Raw genomic sequence first — 17,665 nt, 5'->3', positions numbered from 1 at the left:
AAATGAATTCTGTCGATGTAGAGAAGGAATGAGAGCTAAAAGTGACTTGCCACTCACATTAATTCACACATATTCACAGAGTTGGATGGGGCTGGTATGATAAGCAACAAGTTTGAATGATGTGAAAATAGAACCAATGATCCCTGCAGAACGACAAAAAACTATATTGGCATTACTTTCTAAGCAAGAAGTGATCAGTATTAATGAGTTGGTTGAACAGCTTAGTGTGTCACATATGACAATTCGCCGTGATATCGCCATTTTAGAGAAAAAAGGTAAGGTACTTTCTGTCTCTGGTGGTGTGCAGTTAACCCAACTGATACATCATGAAGCCTCACATGAGGCGAAAGCTGCTCAACATTCCGGAGAGAAAGAGGGGATTGGAAAGCTAGCGAGCACTTTGATCAAAGAAAACAGCACTGTTTATCTAGATGCAGGTACGACCACGCTTGAAATCGCACGAGAATTGGCATCACGTTCTGATCTATTGGTTGTCACTAATGATTTTGTGATAGCAAACTACTTGATGCAACATAGCGCAACCGAGATTTACCATACAGGTGGACGTATCGATCGCGAAAATCAATCGAGCATTGGCAGCAAGGTAGCGGATTTTCTAGAGGGTATGAATATTGATATCGCTTTTGTTTCGACGTCTTCATGGAATCTAAAGGGTATCTCAACCCCTAGCGAGCCCAAAGTTATTGTTAAAAAAGCGATCGCAAAATCGGCTCAAACCGTTGTGCTTGTTTCTGATTCATCAAAGTATGGAAAAATCGGAGTTTTCCACGCTTTAGATATTGAAGAGTTTAACGTTGTAGTGACTGATGAGAATCTTTCCCCCGCAGTTGGCAATGAATTGAAAGAGAAAGGGATAAGCATTCTGCAACCCTAAATGAGTTTAAAAAGCAAAGTTTAAGCTAGGCCACCCATAGACCATTAGTACATAGAGACACTAAGTTTTAAGAATTCTTGTTATTGGTTTGTATCTAATAGATGAGTGAAACTGACCATCAATTTGGAGGCAATTACGATGCTTTCTCTTAGGAGGTGCTATTCAAAAAGTTTCAGTCTTATGGGATTCGTAGCAAGGTTTTGTTCAAATGTAAGTCAGTGACCTTCACATTCTGATGTGAACACCATGCGATTCTGTCCTTGCTTGTTGCTTTAATAAGGGCGGAATACTAGGTTTATCTGCTGGCTGATATGACCGATGTGAGTGACTTTGTTGTTGAGCTGATAAAGCATCGATACTTGTTAGATACTGACGAATTTGATGCGTCATTTGTACAAAAGTTGTTTGAGCAGATTTCGTGTAGCAGTTGTAAAACAGGAATTTTAAAAGAACGAGTGAGCCGGTATGGTAAGTTTTTATCTTGCTCTTTCTACCCTCCTTGCAAGAACAAGGTAACCCTTGCGATCAGTGCGGAAACCCCATGAGCAGCATGATTAAGCCAGGCTATCAGATATGTATTAATGAGGAATGTGGTGATATTCGTCCGGTGTGTAAAAATTTGGCAGTGAAATGAAGCTGAGGAAAGGGCATAACGGGGCATTCTGAGGCTGTACAATATATCGAAAAAAGCAGATAAGAACTGTGGCTATACACTTAACAGCACAGCGAGTTCACTCTGATTGAGGCTAGTACATGAAAGTCGGTAAATTAGTAAAGTCATTTTTACCTCAAGTTATAGAGTATTGTGAGAAAAATGACCAGAAAGAGTTCGAGCGACTTTGTGATTCTGATTATTCTAAGCGAACATTTAATATCAACTTTTCATTTCTGGTTGAAAAGAATTCTCTTTCTTCCGAAATATCAAAACGTTACTGGACAAATATCTACTTGGTACGCGGGAAAACAGTACGCGTTTGTAGCCAGTGGTATAAGAAAGATGCGGTTTATTTTGTTAATTATCTAAAACGAATTGGTATTGATTATGATGAGTCTCAGCTTAATGAGCTGCGATTATGCGCTAAAGTGTCATCTAGACAAAAGGTGTCAGCCCGAAGTTCAAAAATAGACAGCCGATATCGTGGCAATGCGATAGGTAACGCTCAGAATTTATTAGTAAGAAATATTCTTAGTAACATAGGTGCAGAACAGTTTTCTGAAGAAGATTGGCAAGCGACCAAAGCCTATTTTAATCACCAGTGCGCGTATTGTAGCGAGGCAAAGGATCTTGTGATTGAACATGCTATTCCTATTAATAAGGTCTATTTAGGAGAACACAAGCTTGGCAACTTAGTTCCAAGCTGTAAAGAGTGTAACAGCGCCAAAGCAAGCAAAGATTTTCGAGAGTTTTTGGGTGATGATGAACAGCGAATCGCGTTTATTGAATCATATATGGATGAAAAGAACTATGTGTCTCTAAAAGATAATGAACAAATTCAAATGATCCTAGAGATGGCGTATAGGGAAGTGGGCGCAGTGGCTGAGCGTTATATAGCGATTATTAACGAACTGTTTGTTAGTGACGATGATTCTCAATGTCCTTAATTGACGTCTCAGCTTGTTGTGATTTATACAGTTCATCATCACAAAGTTTTGACTTATTCAGCCAGATCAAGGCTCGATGGACACGTAGGCTAAGGTTCTGAGAATACATGTCACGTTCAGTTCGTTGGCGACGTTTTAGCTCTTTGTAATTAGACATATGCTTTCTTTGATAGCGATAACTGACTTCTACCTGAGAGGCATGCTGTTGAGTGTTAATCGAGCTGAGGATCACATTTATTGATTAGCTAATAAGAAAAGCTTAGGGAAACTGATCTAATCAATACCTGGCTAATGATGTAATCATTTTGATTGTATCATTGTGTGTGGTGTTGTACATTGCAAGCAGTTAAAAACAAAATAAGTTTCATATGAAAAAACTTGAAGAGCTGTCTCATGCTCAGCGCGAAAGGTTGGCTTTTATAGACTTTAGTTTGAATTATTTTGGTGAAGTTAGTAGAGCGGATCTTATAGATAAGTTTCAGACTGGTTTAGCAGCAGCAACTAGGGACTTCGCGACGTATAAGGATTTGGCTCCGGCGAATATGGAGCTGATCCACCAGACAAAGTCTTATCATCGGTTAGAGAGTTTTCAAGCGCTGTTTGAACATGAACCAGAATCAATCCTGTACGGTTTAGCTAAAGGTTTTGGTGACGGAATGTCATCGCCTGTAGTGCACAGCTCATCTTGTATTGACAATCTGAGTCTTGTCCATCCAAATGCGGATGTGATTTCGACACTGATGCGCGCGATCACTCAAAAGTCAGCTGTTGAATGTGAATACATGTCTTTGTCGTCAGGATGTAAGAAGAGAATTATAGTTCCTCATGCATTAGTCAATAATGGTAAGCGATGGCATGTCCGTGCGTATGATCGTGATTCATCAAGCTTTAGAGACTTTGTTGCAACTCGTTTCAAGCAGCTATCCATCGTAAGTACTTCAATAGGTGAAACTCAATCCCGAGCATCAGATAAGCAGTGGAACAGGATTGTCGATTTGACACTGATACCACACCCAAATGCTTCTTTTAAAGAAGCGATAGAACTTGATTACGCAATGACTGGTGGTGAGCTTAAAGTTGAAATACGAGCAGCTCTCGCTGGTTATTTTCTTCGCGATTGGTCGGTAGATTGCTCTAGAACGCGCAGTCTTGATTCAAACCAATATCATTTGGTGCTTAAGGAAGTAGAATCGATTTTTGGTGTCGAAAACATTCAGTTGGTACCCGGTTATCAGGCTGATAAATATGGTCTAGATGGTAAGGACTGCTCATGAGCACATCTATTACTAGTTTTCGCCTGACAGATCAATTGTTACAACATGTTCAAAATGCATGTTTAGAAGCAGAGTATCGCTCCTTCAAATTGATATTAGTGATTATCCCTAAGGAATTACATCGCGAGATTGAGGTAGAAGTTCTAAACAACTCAATTCGTTTGGTTAACCTATCGAAAGAGCTTGCACGTAAACTAATTAGCCTGTCGATTATGGATAGAGTGAAGCTACTTGAAGTTGAAGTGGATAAAATTGCCAATGATTGCGGAAGTTCTGTATGGCTAACAAAGCTTGATGTGTTGTTTGAGCCAAGTTTAGAAAACGATCCGATGATGCTATTAAAAATGGTAACTAAGTCTCACGCTGTAGTAGCTATATGGCCTGGAGAGATAACAGAAACGTCAGTGGTTTACTCCAAACCAGGTAAATCAGATTACAAAACCTATTTATTAAAAGAATTAAACGATATTCAGGTGATAGATGCCTGCAACGGAGTAGTGAAATGAAGAAGTACGGCGACTTGATTCAATTTGAATCAGTAACAGCGAACATTCAGCTTAAAAACTCAAGTGATCATGATAAAGCGACAGGCTTGGTTTCGTCATATGTAATCTCAGATAAGATGTCTCAGAAGCTGAGCAATGTCATTATCGAACAACTTCAGTATGAAGAGTCTGTTGATAACAAAGCGCTTTGGATCGTTGGTAACTACGGTTCAGGTAAGTCCCACTTGATGTCCGTTATCTCCGCTGTCGCAGAATTCCCTGACTTAGCAAGCCATATTTCAAATGATGTTGTTCGTAGTGCATCAGACAAGATTGCGGGTAAGTTTAAAGTTATTCGATTTGAAATCGGTGCATCAAAAATGGCACTGACTGATATCGTTACGCAAAATTTGACTGACGGCTTAGCCGATATGGGAGTGGACTATGAATTCCCTCCAATGACCGAAATCTCTTCAAACCACAAACCTTATTTTGAAGAGATGATGGCCACATTCCATGAAAAATATCCAGATCATGGTTTGCTTCTGGTTTGTGATGAGATGCTAGATTATTTCCGCTCACGTAATGAACAGGAGCTACCGTTAGACATTGCGATTCTACGAGTTATCGGTGAGGTTATTGATGGTACACGTTTCCGCTTTATGGCCGGTGTTCAGGAAGCGATTTTTGATAGCACGCAGCTAGAGTTTCTATCTAAGGAAGTAAAACGAATTCGCGACCGTGCAGAACAAGTACTTATTGCTCGTGAGGATATTAAGTATGTTGTTGCTGAGCGCTTGTTAAAGAAAGATGCCCAACAGCAGGAATGGATCCGCGAGTATCTGCAAAAGTTTACGCCTTATTACGACAAAATGAACGAGCGTTTAGACGAGTTTGTTCGTATGTTCCCTGTGCACCCAGATTACATCAATACGTTCGAACGAGTGCGAATGGCTGGTCTTGAAAATCGTCAAGTACTGAAAAGTCTTTCCCGTCAGATGAAAGAATTGATGGAAGACGAAGTGCCTCAAGATGTGCCGGGGATCTTTTCTTACGATACCTACTGGAACGAGCTAAGCAGTGAGCCAAGCATGAAGACTAACCCAGAGGTTGGTCAAGTCATTGAAACAGGTGAGCTTCTAGTAGATCGTATTGATCAAGCGTACCCAACTCCAGGTGAGAAAGAGTTTGCCAAACGTTTGGTTGCAGGTCTAGCAATCCACCGTATGGCGGTAGGCGATATTTATGCAGAGATGGGCGCAACAGCAGCTGAACTACGTGACTCTTTATGTTTGTATTTGAAGAACATCGAGATCATGCCTGGCGATAAGAGCAAGAACTTGGAAAATCACATCGTCACTGTTCTTACTAAGGTTCGTCGTACTGTTAATGGTCAGTTTTTCTCTAAGAACAAAACCAACGATCAGTTTTATCTGGATCTGAAAAAGACCGAAGACTTTGATGCACATATTGAAGCGAAAGCCGCAGGATTGTCCCCAGATAGCATCAACTCTGCTTACAGAGCGGCAATGTTAGAGATCTTAGAGCAAACAGACTCTCAACAATCAAAAACAGCAATGTGGCAGCATGAACTGAAGTGGTTAGACCGAAACGTTAGTCGTCCTGGTTGGCTATTCCTTGGTTCTCCTAACGAGCGTGAAACCGCGAAACCTCAGCTAGATTACTACATGTATTTCATTCAGCCTGAGAACCCGCCCAAGCAAAAGAAAGAGTTTATCCGTGAAGACGAAGTGCAGTTCGTTCTCAAGAACCGTGATGAAGAGTTTAATCAATCTCTAAAGAACTATGCGGCATCTGTAGCGCTGCGTGCACTAGCAACAGGCAGTGCACAGCATACATACAAAATCAAAGCGGACGGTTATCTTGGTGAGATGATTAAATGGATTCGCGCCAACATCAAAGACGCGTTTGAAGTTCAATATAATGGTAAGTCGAAGCCAATTATGGACTGGTTGAAGGGAGCATCTGTTCGCGATATCACCGGTATTGCAGACAGTGACCATGGCAGTGTTAAAGACATCTTTGAAGCGGTAGCGAGCTTTATTCTGGAAGGCTACTTCCAGTCTCTTGCTCCAGAATACCCTAAGTTCTCACAGCGTATTACTGAAGATACCATTAGTGTCGCAAGTAAAGATGTATTGAGCTATTTAGCTGGTGGTGCTGCAACTAAACGTGCTACCGCTGTACTTGATGCACTTGAATTACTTGATGGTGATAAGCTAAAACCAAGACGTTCTCGCTATGCTCAAGCAGTACTAGAAGTGCTAGCAGCAAAAGGCCATGGTCAAGTTGTTAACCAAAGTGAATTGTTAGAGGCAGTTTATGCGCGTCTATACTTCAAACCTGGCACTTACCGATTAGAGCCAGAATGGTTACTAGTGATTTTAGCAACGCTAGTTCATGCCGGGGAATTAGAGCTATCAGTTGTAGGTAAAGTCATCACGGCAAGTGATGTCGATGCTTTGAAAGGGCTTGATTTTAATACACTACTTGACTTTAAACACATTCAAGCACCAAAAGACTTTAATGTCAGTGCAATTAAAGCTGTTCTTGAATTACTTGGGATGAATGAAGGCTTAGCGACGTCTATTCAGCAAGGTGATGAAAATGTCGTTCGTACTATGGGACAAGAGATTGAAAAATTAGTTAAATATCTCGTACATGATCAGCAACTTGTAAAACATCGACTTATGTTGTGGGGTAATCATGTCCTTGCTGAGAATGAAGCGACACTGTTAGCAGATCGTTTGGGTAAAACGAAAACATTCCTTGAGTCTCTGCAGCGTTTCAATACGCCAGGTAAACTCAAGAATTTCAAAGACTCGGCGGAGTCAATTGTAGAGCACGCAGAAACTTTGAAAGAGTGGAATAGCTTTAAACAACTTTCGGAAGTGGTGGATAGCTTTGCTGAATACGCTCAATATCTTAAAGAAGCTCAGCTCATTCTTGAGGATAATGATGAGTGGCAATCTGATGTGCGAGATGCAGCGCTAGCACTTAGAAATGGTATTGAAGATAAAACTACACGCTTAGAGTTAAGCTTTAAGCAAGAGCATCTAGCAAATCTTCAACAGCTTAAAAAAGCGTATACACAGCGCTATGTTTCTTTGTACCAATCGGCTCGTTTAACAATGGAGCAGGATAAAGAGAAAGCGGCACTGATTGGCGACGAACGTCTGCAAACGTTAGAAGCATTCTCTGGGATCTCATTACTTCCTGCAGAGCAGGTTAAGCAGTGGAGGTCAGATTGGGCCTCTTTGCAAGTTGCTGAGTCGATAGACCCTAAAACAATTGAATTGACGCCAAACCCTGTTAACTTCTCACCACGCAGTGAGGGAAGTAAAGCTTCAGCAAGTGAACGTCTTGTTGAGCTAGATACGCAGCTAACCGAGATGTTGTCAGAGTGGACCCAAAGTCTTAAATCGACGTTAGCCGACCCGTTCTTACAGCTGGATTTATTGTCAGAAGTCCAACGCGGTGAAATTAATGCTTTCATTAGTTCAGGAAGTTTATCAACTCCTGTGAGTAAAGAGTTTATTGCAGGCGTAAACGAGGCCTTAGCTGGCTTAGAAGAAGTGAAAATCTCAACAATGGATCTAGTTGCAAGTTTAGGTAAAGGAACGCCGCAAACATTGGATGATGTTAAAGCTCGCTTTGAAGAACTGCTTAATACTCATTGCAAAGGTAAAGACAGCAGCAAAGTGCGAATCATTATTGATTAATCCAATTCTAACCTAATTACCAGAAGCCAGTACGAGTGACTGGCTTCTGTAGAGAATGAACAATGAAACAAGATAACCTGTTTGATATTGAAGGCGAAAATAAAGCACCTGGGCCAGTAGATTGCCTGGGGATGACTTTTGAGAGTGACGAAGCTCGTAGAAATCACTTTACAGAATTACTACGTGAAAAATTAAAAGATCCAGAGTTTAGAGCCATTGAAGGCTTTCCTATCGGCACGGATGAAGCCATTTTGGGGCTTTCTGATCCTCCTTTCTACACTGCATGTCCAAATCCATGGTTAAGTGACTTTGCAAATTTATGGGAATCCCAAAAACAATTAAGTGAGGAAGAGTACTTTAGGGAACCTTTTGCTGCAGATGTTAGTGAAGGTAAAAACGACCCTATCTATAATGCGCACTCATATCATACAAAAGTACCTCATAAAGCGGTCATGCGTTATATTCTTCACTACACTAAACCCGGAGATGTAGTTCTTGATAGTTTCTGTGGCTCAGGAATGACTGGTGTAGCAGGTCAGTTGTGTGGAGACCGAAGTGTCGTAGAATCTTTGGGTTATAGGGTTCTAGATAACGATGACATTCAACAAGAATTTTTTGATATTGAAAGTAATGAGACAAAGAGGGAAACATTTTCTAAGCTAGGCAAAAGAAATATTTTGTTAAACGATATCGCTCCGATTGCGACCCTGATATCTAGTAATTACAATCAAGCAATTGATAATGAATCATTTGTTTTAGAGGCAGAAAATATAATTAATGAGATATTCAAAGAGTATTCTTGGCTATACAAAACTAAACATTCGGATGGTTCTGAATGCGACATTAATTGCGTTGTTTGGTCAGATGTGTTTTTGTGTCCGGAGTGCTCTGGTGAGATAGTGCTCTGGAATGAGGGAATTGATAAGGAAGTAGGGAAGGTAAAGAACACAATTGAATGTTCATGTTGCACAGCATCTTTAGTAAAAAAGCAGTTGATAAGAAAGGATGCCACTGTATTTGATCCAGCTTTGAAAAAAACAATAGTTCAAGCTGAATCCGTGCCTGTGTTAATCGTATATAAACATAACGGTAAAAGATATAAAAAATCCCCAGATTCTGATGATATAAAATTATTAAAAGTTATTGATGAGTGTGAAATTACATTCCCATTTCCTAATCATCGAATGATAGAAGGGAAGGAAACAAGAAGAAATGATCCATCTGGAATAACCCATTTACATCACTTCTACACGAAGAGAAATATGATCGTTCTTTCTGCTTTAAAAGAACGAATTAAATCATCAAGATACTATAAAGAACTACAGTTTCAGTTGGATAGCTTAGTAATTAGGCAATCTAAGTTAACTAGATTTTTAGTATCATACTTTTTCCATGGCGGCGGCGGATGGGTCGGGACCCCTCTTTCTGGAACATTATATATTCCTTCTTTTTCTGTAGAAGTGCAACCTTTTGAAACCTGGTTGAACAGAATTCCTAAAACTCTCAGTCGTGTTGATACACATCCTAATACTAGTGCTATTTCAACAGGAAATGCTGGAAAGTTAAATATTCCAGATAATTCTGTTGATTACATTTTTTTAGATCCTCCATTCGGCTCAAATATTAGTTATTCTGAATTGAGTTTTCTTTGGGAGTCTTGGCTTGAAGTTAGAACTGCAATTGAAAAAGAAGCAATTGAAAGTTCAGCACAATCTAAAAGCCTTGATTGTTATCGCGCTCTTATGAGTGAATGCTTCAAAGAAGCAGCAAGAGTGTTAAAACCAGGGCATTGGATAACAATAGAGTTCTCAAATACAAAGGCATCTGTATGGAATAGTATTCAGACAGCAATTCGAGAGTCTGGATTAATTGTAGCTAACGTTTCCGCATTAGATAAAAAACAAGGCAGCTTTAAAGCTGTCACAACAACAACGGCTGTGAAACAAGATTTAGTTATATCTGCATATAAGCCAAAAGATGATATAGAAATTGTATTTAATTCAAAAACTGATGATTTTAAAGGAGTATGGGAGTTTATAAGTTCTCATTTAAGCTTTTTACCGATAACTAAATATCAAGGGAGTGACTTGGTTAAGATTCCAGAACGAGACCCTAGGATATTATTTGATCAGCTTATTACAACTTGTATTAGAAAAGGTATTCAAGTCCCACTATCGAGCCAAGATTTCCTTAAAGGCTTATTAAAAAGATTCGTAGAACGAGAAGGGATGGTATTTTTGCCAGAGCAAGTTGCTGAGTATGATAGAAAAAGAGCACTATCTAACGAAGTAATGCAGCTTTCAATTTTTGTGGATGATGAGGCGTCTGCAATCGAATGGATGCGTCAAGAACTGAAAGAAAAACCTAAAACCTACTCAGAGATTCATCCATTATTCTTGAATGAACTTTCAGGTTGGAAGAAAAACGAGTTAGAGCTGGAGTTGTCAACATTGCTCGAGCAAAATTTCATTAAGTATGATGGTAAAGATGAAGTTCCTGCTCAAATTCACACCTATTTATCTACCAACTTCAAAGATATGCGTGGTTTAGATAAGAGCGATCCTAAACTTGTTGCGAAAGCTAAGGACCGTTGGTATGTGCCAGATCCAAACAAAGCAGCGGATTTAGAGAAGGTGCGTTTACGTGCATTGCTCAAAGAGTTCGAAACGTACAAAGTGGAAAAGAAAAAAATCAAGCAACCGCGAGCTGAAGCCCTGCGAGCTGGTTTTAATACAGCTTGGGAAGCTCAAGACTTCCAAACCATTTTGGATATCTCAGCGAAAATTCCACCAGCGGTTCTTCAGGAAGATGAGAAGTTGTTGATGTTCTACGATAATGCATTAACGCTAACCTCTACCGAGGATGATGAGTGGTAATGGCAACACTTTTAAATGTCGGTGATTGGGCTTGGAGTCAAGCCCATCAACAATACGTGAAAGTGATAGAAAGCTCTGGCCTTTGGGGCCAGAGCTTTTATCGTGTTTGGCTCCAACAACAAGATAGCGTTGTAAAAGTTTCTTCGGATGATTTGTCTAAAACTTCTATGGATAAATCGCCTAGCACACATTTTTTCTCTTATATTGGTATCGCAGCCAAAATAGCGAATGCCCAAAAAGAGGACATTCTACTTGCTCCTGTAGAATCAAATATCATTCCATTGCCTCACCAATTGAAAGCGCTTGACAAGGTTATGTCGCGCAAGCAAGTCCGTTATCTATTTGCTGACGAAGTAGGGCTTGGTAAAACCATCGAGGCTGGCTTGGTTATGCGAGAGCTTAAGCTAAGAGGTATGGCTAAACGAATCTTAGTGTGTGCACCTAAAGGCTTGGTAAGCCAATGGGTAAGTGAGATGAGCACTCACTTTGGGGAATCATTTCATCTGCTCATCCCTGGGGAGAATAAACCTGTAGATGAGAACGACAATGTTTGGCTTCGACATGATTTGGTTGTTTGTCCCGTTGATAGTATAAAGCCAATTGAGAGCAGAAAAGGCTGGTCGGTTAAACAAGTTCATGAGTACAACAAGCATAGATTTGATGATTTGCTGTCTGCCGGATGGGATCTCATTGTCGTCGATGAAGCGCATCGATTAGGTGGCAGTACCGAGCTCGTTGCACGTTATAAGTTAGGGCAAGGTCTGGCGGAAGCATCACCCTACTTATTGCTGCTGTCGGCAACACCTCACCAGGGCAAGAGTGACGCTTTTCACAGACTTATGGCCTTACTTGATAAAGAGGCTTTTCCTGATGTTTCGAGTGTTACGAAAGAACGTGTTCAGCCCTATGTCGTAAGAACTGAAAAGCGAATATCAATAGACGGCACAGGTAAGCCATTATTTAAGCCTAGAAAGACAGAGCTAATTCCTGTGGCCTGGAAGAGTAGACACGCTTTACAGAGGCACTTGTACGAAGAAGTCACTGAGTATGTAAAAGAAGGTTATAACCAAGCAAAAGCTCAAAAACAAAATGCTATTGGCTTTTTAATGATCTTGATGCAGCGCCTTGTTAGCTCGAGTAGTGCAGCAATTGCAATGACATTGTCTAGGCGATTACAGTCACTCGAGAATACTGTTATTGAAGATGAGCTTCCGCTAGCTTTTGCCGATGACTGGGCGGACCTAGATGGCCAAGCGCAATTAGATGAGTTGATTGCAACTAGCAAGCAAGCGTTGGCAAACGAGAAGGCTAATGTACAGCGTTTGTTAAATATTGCTAGCGAATGCGTTGCCAAAGAAAGTGATACTAAAGCAGAAGCACTGATTGATTGGCTCTATCAACTTCAACAAGCAGAACAAGATCCTGAACTAAAAATGTTGGTCTTTACCGAATTTGTACCAACCCAACAGATGCTCACGAAGTTCTTTACCGATAGGGGGATCAGTGTTGTCACGCTTAATGGCTCTATGGATATGCATGAGCGAAAAAGGGCACAGGCTTCGTTTGCTGGTGATACGCGACTTTTGATCTCTACTGATGCTGGTGGTGAAGGTTTAAACCTTCAATTTTGTCACGTCATAGTAAACTACGATATGCCTTGGAATCCAATGAGAATGGAGCAGCGCATTGGGCGTGTTGATCGTATCGGTCAGCCCCATGTAGTACGAGCTCTAAACTTTGTACTGGAAGACTCTGTGGAGCATAGAGTGCGAGATGTATTGGAATCGAAGCTTCAAGTCATCTTAGATGAATTCGGAGTAGATAAAACTAGTGACGTACTTGACTCAGCCGAGGCAAATCATCTCTTTGATGAGCTCTTTATGGAATCCATATCGAACCCGGCAACGATGGATCAGGAATTAGCGAAAGCCTTGAAAGTGATTCAGGGTGGAGCTCGAGATAAACGTTCTCAAGACGGTTTGTTTTCAGATGGTAAGTCGTTAAATCCAAGTGATTACCAGAAAGTTATTGATCACCCTTTGCCTTATTGGGTTGAGCGGATGGTGAATCAGTACCTAAGTTTTAAGAGCTCTCAAGGTGCGGATGCGTCATTTACTCGTGCTGAGAATGGAGCGATATGTGTTAAATGGCCAGATGGCGCTAACTGGGAAGACATTACCTTTATTGGTAAGGAAGCGCAGAAAACACCAGGATTAAAGCACATTACTCTTGAAAACCCAAAGGTGAGAGGCTTGAGCACACACTTACCAATTTGGAGCGAAGTCCAAAACATACCTCTTGTTCGAGTTCCTTCCCTGCCTTCCGGTGTGACCGGGTATTGGTCCCTCTGGAGCGTTCGATTTTCTGGTCAGGATGAGCGTCAATTGCAGTATTTGCCAATCTATATAAATACAGCAGGCCAGTATTTCTCTACCGCATCTAATCGAGTGTGGGATGCAATATGTTCAGATATTATCGAGTCCGACTTAAGCTCAAATCCAGAGTCTAAAAAAGCATATCAATTGCTTAGAGAGTCTGCAGAGGTCCAAGGAAAAATTTTGTTTGATTCTATGCTAGCTGAGCATTTGAACGAACTAGAACTTAGCGTTGAGAAAGGAGAGTATTCCTTCAAAGCCAGAAGAAATGCAATTGAACGAATAGGTCTGCCAGAAGTTAAGAGCTATAGAATGCGTCAGTTGGATATTGAATACAGTCAATGGAAGGTTGATATTGATGCAAAGCGTGAGATATACCCTGAGTTAAACCTTCATCTAGTGTTTGAAATTAAAGGATAGATATGAACTGGCAAGAGAAGCTTACTAGTCAGATGGCTTTGACAGAGCCTGTTCACTATATTGTTAACGACCCTGATAATTTATGTTTTGAACCCGCAATAGCTGATCTAATCGAACAGGCAGGAGCTGTACTTTTCGCGGATGCTGATCCTCTCGCACTAAGGTTATGTTTTGAAGAATGGCTTGGTAGTGATGAGTGCAGAGCTCTATTAATTAGGGTTGTCGATGAACAGCCTAGTATTCCTTATGATATTGAATTTTCAGCTAAGCGTGTTGATTTTGATATTAGTGAAGTGATACCAGAGTTGGATGCATCAGTACTGAGAGCTTTATTACCTAAAGATTATGAGCAGCTGCAGTCTGCAGTGAAGAGCTATGGTGCGGATAAGCTAAACCGAAATGCTAGTTTGGATTTTGTCTTACGACATATCTACAAAATTGCTCCGGAGATCGTTCAATCTGAGACAGATTTAGTTCGTTTGCTCATTCGAAAGCATTACCTTGGTATCGAGATGCCGTTGGTTTTTGAAGAGAGGTTAATTGAAACTCTCCAAGTTCGTGAGCAGTTTAGTCGTTGGGATTTCTCAAGGGTTGTGCCTGATAGAACAGAGTTCTTCGCGTTTCTTCAACAGCAGTGGTTGCTTCACTTGCAGCGAAAAGCCCAGAGGCATGAGATTAAGGAATCATCATGGCCTGACGATGAGCTTGTTGTTCCATTTGACGACCAAGATATTAAAGTATTTGTTGATAATTTATTTGCTGACGGGATTCTCCAAGCTGTAGATTTTGACGGCTTAGGAAAAGATGATTGGGAATGGGTTGGAGTTATCGCGGATGATGAGTCTAGGGATTTATTGCGAGTAAGGCAGCTATTTAATAAGCTTTCGGATCAATTCATCGTGCAGGACTTGCCGCTACCTGAAGATTCAGAAAAGTGGGAAGAGATCGCACGCGAACTTGGTGTACTGAATTCGTTATCCCACTCTTTGAAAGGTTCAGATATCTATGCTCTGAGCGCTGAGATTGCTAATTTAAACTCTAAAGTAGATGAATACTTTGAAACGTGGTTGCAAACGAACTTTGGCAAGCTGATAAACACGCCGACAACCCGCTTCCCTAAGATGCTGCATAAAATACCGGATTGGTTGAACCTTAAAGTCTGCAAAGGTCAAAAGGTGTGTCTACTAGTGATGGATGGTATGGGGTTTCAACAGTGGAATTACGTTAAAGAGCACATTATTGATATACCTCATGTTCGAGTTGAGGAGAGAGGTGTTTTTTCATGGGTTCCAACTATTACCTCCATAGCGAGGCAGGCCTTATTCTCAGGCAAACAGCCACGTTCATTTCCTGATTCATGGCATACGACCGCAAAAGAAAAAGCGCTCTGGCATGCGTTTTGGGAAGATAAAGGTTTAAGCAAGACCGAAGTAGCATATGAAGTTACTCTTGAGAAGCATAAAGATCTAGAATCCTTCAAAGACCGCTTTCATTCGCCCAAGCTAAAGGTTGCAGGTTTCGTTATCAATTATATAGATAAGCAGATGCACGGAATTGAGGGTGGGATGCCATTACTAAATGTTGCAGTGAGTAAATGGCTCGAGCTGTGGCAGTTTTCTTCAAAGATAGAGGCTTTACTGGATTCTGGTTTTGAAGTGGTGATTACGGCTGATCACGGTAACCAAGAAGCAATAGGTCAAAGTTGGCCAAATGAAGGTGTTAAAGCAGAGACAAAAGGTGAAAGAGTTAGGCTGTATAAACATACAGTTGAATATTCGAATGATAAGGCAGACGTGCTAGAATGGCCAGCTAAGAAATTTGGACTACCATCGGATTTGTATCCGCTTGTGAGTAGAGGTCGTCATGCGTTCATCCAGAAAGGCAAACAGATTGTCGGGCATGGCGGGATTAGCTTACATGAGGTGGTTGTCCCATTAGCTATTGTTACGAGAGAGCAACATGTCAAAGAGAGTCAACTTTAGTCGTCATATCGAGATTCAATGGTTAGATTCCGTTGCGGTCTGGGTCGCCGAGGGAAAACAAAAAAAAGAACTCGACGAACAGATTGATTTGATGCTCGAGCCTTCGGTCACGTGTAAAGTAAATAGAGGGAAAACTCGAAATCAGTTGACCAAGTTGTGGTCCCCTAACTCTGATGATGTCACAGAAAGCTTTACTCGGTTTGCTATTGAAGCCGTGCTTGGTAGTGAACGTCCAGACTTTGTATTGCACTGGGGAATGTTAGTTGCTAAAAACAATTTTTTTTGCTGATGTAGTAAGATTCATTGGGCGACGTAAAAAACACGCAGAGGTGTTCACCTATGCTCAAGTTCAAAAGAACATTGTTGAACTGTACGGGGATACCGAGACGGTTAAACGTAGTCTTCGTTCGGTGTTAAAAACACTGGTCGATTTTAGAGTTCTTGAGCGTCAAATGAATAGGACGTATAAAGCGTATAAGCTCGAACATAAGGTAGAAAGTAAGTATAAGAGCTGGCTTCTGCAATCTCTGATGTATAACCAAAGGTATCGAAGTCGTTCTCTTGCAGATATGCTTGATGATCTAGTTTGGTTTCCATTTGTATTCTCAGTATCAGTCAATGAGCTTGAGACAACTTGGTTTGATCTTCACCAACAAGGAAACGACCTTGTTTTATTTAAGAAATAGAGAGAGTTGCATTGAAAGTTTCAATTGGTTTTAATCGTCACTTAGAGCCTGATTGGCTAGCACAGACGGCATCTTGGGTCGCTAATGGTATAGAAGGGCAGGCGTTGAAAGGCCGGATTGATTCCATGCTTGAGCCTGCATTTACCAGTAAAGTAGCAAAAGATAAAACTCGGAATTTGTTATTTGGAATTTGGAACAAGCTACCTAAGCATATCTCAGAAAGATTCCAATCGAGAGGGGCTAACTTGTTAATGGAGCATAGTGAGCAACACTTGGTGTTTCATTGGGGCATGATGCTGTCGAAGTACCCGTTTTTTGCCTTTGTTGTAGGTCAGATTGGTAAGTTGACTAAACTTAACGATACCTTTATATACTCTCAGCTTGAAGATCGTGTAACGGAACAATATGGCGATACATCTACAATAAAACGTAGCATGCAATTTGTTGTAAGAACTCTTATGAACCTTGGAGTGCTCAAAAATCCAAAGCAGGGTGTTTATGAGCTAAATACGGTAGTATCTATTGAACAACCAGAGGTAAAAGGTTGGCTCGTGGAAGCAATAATGCGTTCAAACCAAAGCTCTAGTCGGAGTCTATCAAGTATAAATGACGATACGGTTTGGTTTCCATTTAAGCTGTTTTTTGATTTATCAGATGTGCAAACTAACAAAGAACTAGAAGCACATCTTCAATCGTCGGACACGGTTGTTTTTCTTTAGCCTCAATAACTACAACCAGTGTTTCGGGATTTCTAACTCGAAGCTCTTCGCTGCATACTCAAGCATCGTGATTATCTCACGGTGCTTTTTTGCATCATAGCGCTGAGCGTTTTGCTTTTGCTGAACAATGACTTTGAGCTCTACGAGGTTAAACATGCCCAGCTTGTAAAAGTTCCCCCAGCTTGGTGTGCCAAATAAGTTATATATTGTTTCTGTACTGTCACGCTCACTGGCAAGGCGTTTGGGCTCATCTATTTTGGCAAGTGCTGCTTCGCCTTCTTCTTTTGTATCGTAGGTGTTGAGTTGTTTCATGTTTTGTTCCTATCACCGGCGGTGTTTGTAAGCCCCAAGAAGGTTATCATTGGCTTTCTTGCCATCAACCATGAATTCTTTATGTTTGGCCAGCATCTCTTGCAACTCAGCTTCGACAGCTTGTGCAATTAAAGCCTTTGCTCTATTCCGGAACCAGCTTGCTCGATATATTCTCCCCACCAGCACATAATATCTTTTCTCTGTTCTAAATAATCAGAACGATTGTAACTGGCTCTTACTTCATTTTGATCTGCATGTGATAAACAGGCTTCGATTAACAAACTATCGAAGCCATG

14 protein-coding genes are annotated in these 17,665 nt (G+C 40.9%); 11 read left to right on the top strand and 3 right to left on the bottom strand.

The features are described from left to right. Positions 1-136: 136 nt before the first annotated feature. From RH88_RS04495 to RH88_RS04490, 3 genes are all read left to right on the top strand, one after another. Positions 137-895, top strand: a complete 759-nt coding sequence (locus tag RH88_RS04495; RefSeq protein ID WP_005593755.1) for a DeoR/GlpR family DNA-binding transcription regulator — start codon at positions 137-139, stop codon at positions 893-895. A gap of 311 nt (positions 896-1,206) precedes the next feature. After that, on the top strand, positions 1,207-1,440 hold the full coding sequence (locus RH88_RS23825) for a topoisomerase DNA-binding C4 zinc finger domain-containing protein (RefSeq protein ID WP_005593753.1): 234 nt from the start codon (positions 1,207-1,209) through the stop codon (positions 1,438-1,440). A 208-nt stretch (positions 1,441-1,648) separates the two neighbouring features. Beyond that, positions 1,649-2,497, top strand: coding sequence for an HNH endonuclease (locus RH88_RS04490; protein WP_005593751.1), 849 nt, complete (start codon positions 1,649-1,651; stop codon positions 2,495-2,497). Here RH88_RS04490 and RH88_RS04485 read toward each other — a convergent pair. Continuing rightward, positions 2,469-2,654: a hypothetical protein gene (locus tag RH88_RS04485; protein WP_005593750.1), complete on the bottom strand. Its 186-nt coding sequence runs from the start codon at positions 2,652-2,654 to the stop codon at positions 2,469-2,471. The genes RH88_RS04490 and RH88_RS04485 overlap by 29 nt on opposite strands. A 211-nt stretch (positions 2,655-2,865) precedes the next feature. Here RH88_RS04485 and RH88_RS04480 point away from each other — a divergent pair, with 211 nt between their 5' ends. From RH88_RS04480 to RH88_RS04450, 7 genes are all read left to right on the top strand, one after another. Beyond that, positions 2,866-3,771, top strand: coding sequence for a WYL domain-containing protein (locus RH88_RS04480; protein WP_005593748.1), 906 nt, complete (start codon positions 2,866-2,868; stop codon positions 3,769-3,771). Next, positions 3,768-4,277, top strand: a complete 510-nt coding sequence (gene brxF, locus RH88_RS04475) for a BREX-3 system P-loop-containing protein BrxF (RefSeq protein WP_005593747.1) — start codon at positions 3,768-3,770, stop codon at positions 4,275-4,277. Before RH88_RS04480 ends, brxF begins: the two co-directional genes overlap by 4 nt. Further along, positions 4,274-7,999 carry a DUF6079 family protein gene (locus tag RH88_RS04470; RefSeq protein ID WP_005593745.1) on the top strand — a complete coding sequence of 1,242 codons (3,726 nt, stop codon included), beginning with the start codon at positions 4,274-4,276 and terminating at the stop codon, positions 7,997-7,999. The genes brxF and RH88_RS04470 overlap by 4 nt, the downstream gene beginning before the upstream one ends. A 62-nt stretch (positions 8,000-8,061) precedes the next feature. After that, positions 8,062-10,875 carry a DNA methyltransferase gene (locus tag RH88_RS04465; protein ID WP_005593743.1) on the top strand — a complete coding sequence of 938 codons (2,814 nt, stop codon included), beginning with the start codon at positions 8,062-8,064 and terminating at the stop codon, positions 10,873-10,875. Beyond that, a complete protein-coding gene (locus RH88_RS04460) occupies positions 10,875-13,670 on the top strand; it encodes a DEAD/DEAH box helicase (RefSeq protein WP_005593741.1) in 2,796 nt (931 codons plus the stop codon). The genes RH88_RS04465 and RH88_RS04460 overlap by 1 nt, the downstream gene beginning before the upstream one ends. Before the next feature lie 2 nt (positions 13,671-13,672). Continuing rightward, positions 13,673-15,652 carry a BREX-3 system phosphatase PglZ gene (gene pglZ, locus RH88_RS04455; protein WP_005593740.1) on the top strand — a complete coding sequence of 660 codons (1,980 nt, stop codon included), beginning with the start codon at positions 13,673-13,675 and terminating at the stop codon, positions 15,650-15,652. Then, the gene (locus RH88_RS04450; RefSeq protein ID WP_005593738.1) at positions 15,630-15,941 is read left to right on the top strand and encodes a hypothetical protein; all 312 of its coding nucleotides are present in this window, start codon (positions 15,630-15,632) and stop codon (positions 15,939-15,941) included. The genes pglZ and RH88_RS04450 overlap by 23 nt, the downstream gene beginning before the upstream one ends. Positions 15,942-16,084: 143 nt before the next feature. On the opposite strand, the gene RH88_RS23525 is transcribed toward RH88_RS04450, so the two are convergent. Further along, positions 16,085-16,249 (bottom strand): hypothetical protein, encoded by a 165-nt coding sequence (locus RH88_RS23525; RefSeq protein ID WP_160162581.1) that lies wholly within the window; start codon positions 16,247-16,249, stop codon positions 16,085-16,087. 100 nt (positions 16,250-16,349) lie between these two features. Between RH88_RS23525 and RH88_RS04440 the strand changes: the two genes are divergently transcribed. After that, positions 16,350-17,057: a hypothetical protein gene (locus tag RH88_RS04440; RefSeq protein ID WP_005593735.1), complete on the top strand. Its 708-nt coding sequence runs from the start codon at positions 16,350-16,352 to the stop codon at positions 17,055-17,057. 9 nt (positions 17,058-17,066) lie between these two features. Here RH88_RS04440 and RH88_RS04435 read toward each other — a convergent pair whose 3' ends face one another. Then, positions 17,067-17,369 carry a hypothetical protein gene (locus RH88_RS04435; protein ID WP_005593733.1) on the bottom strand — a complete coding sequence of 101 codons (303 nt, stop codon included), beginning with the start codon at positions 17,367-17,369 and terminating at the stop codon, positions 17,067-17,069. Positions 17,370-17,665: the final 296 nt, after the last annotated feature.

The sequence above is a fragment of the Vibrio scophthalmi LMG 19158 genome, from assembly GCF_000222585.1.
GTDB lineage: Bacteria > Pseudomonadota > Gammaproteobacteria > Enterobacterales > Vibrionaceae > Vibrio > Vibrio scophthalmi.
The sequence above is the reverse complement of the archived record's forward strand: the minus strand, read 5'-3'. Positions and strand labels throughout refer to the sequence as shown.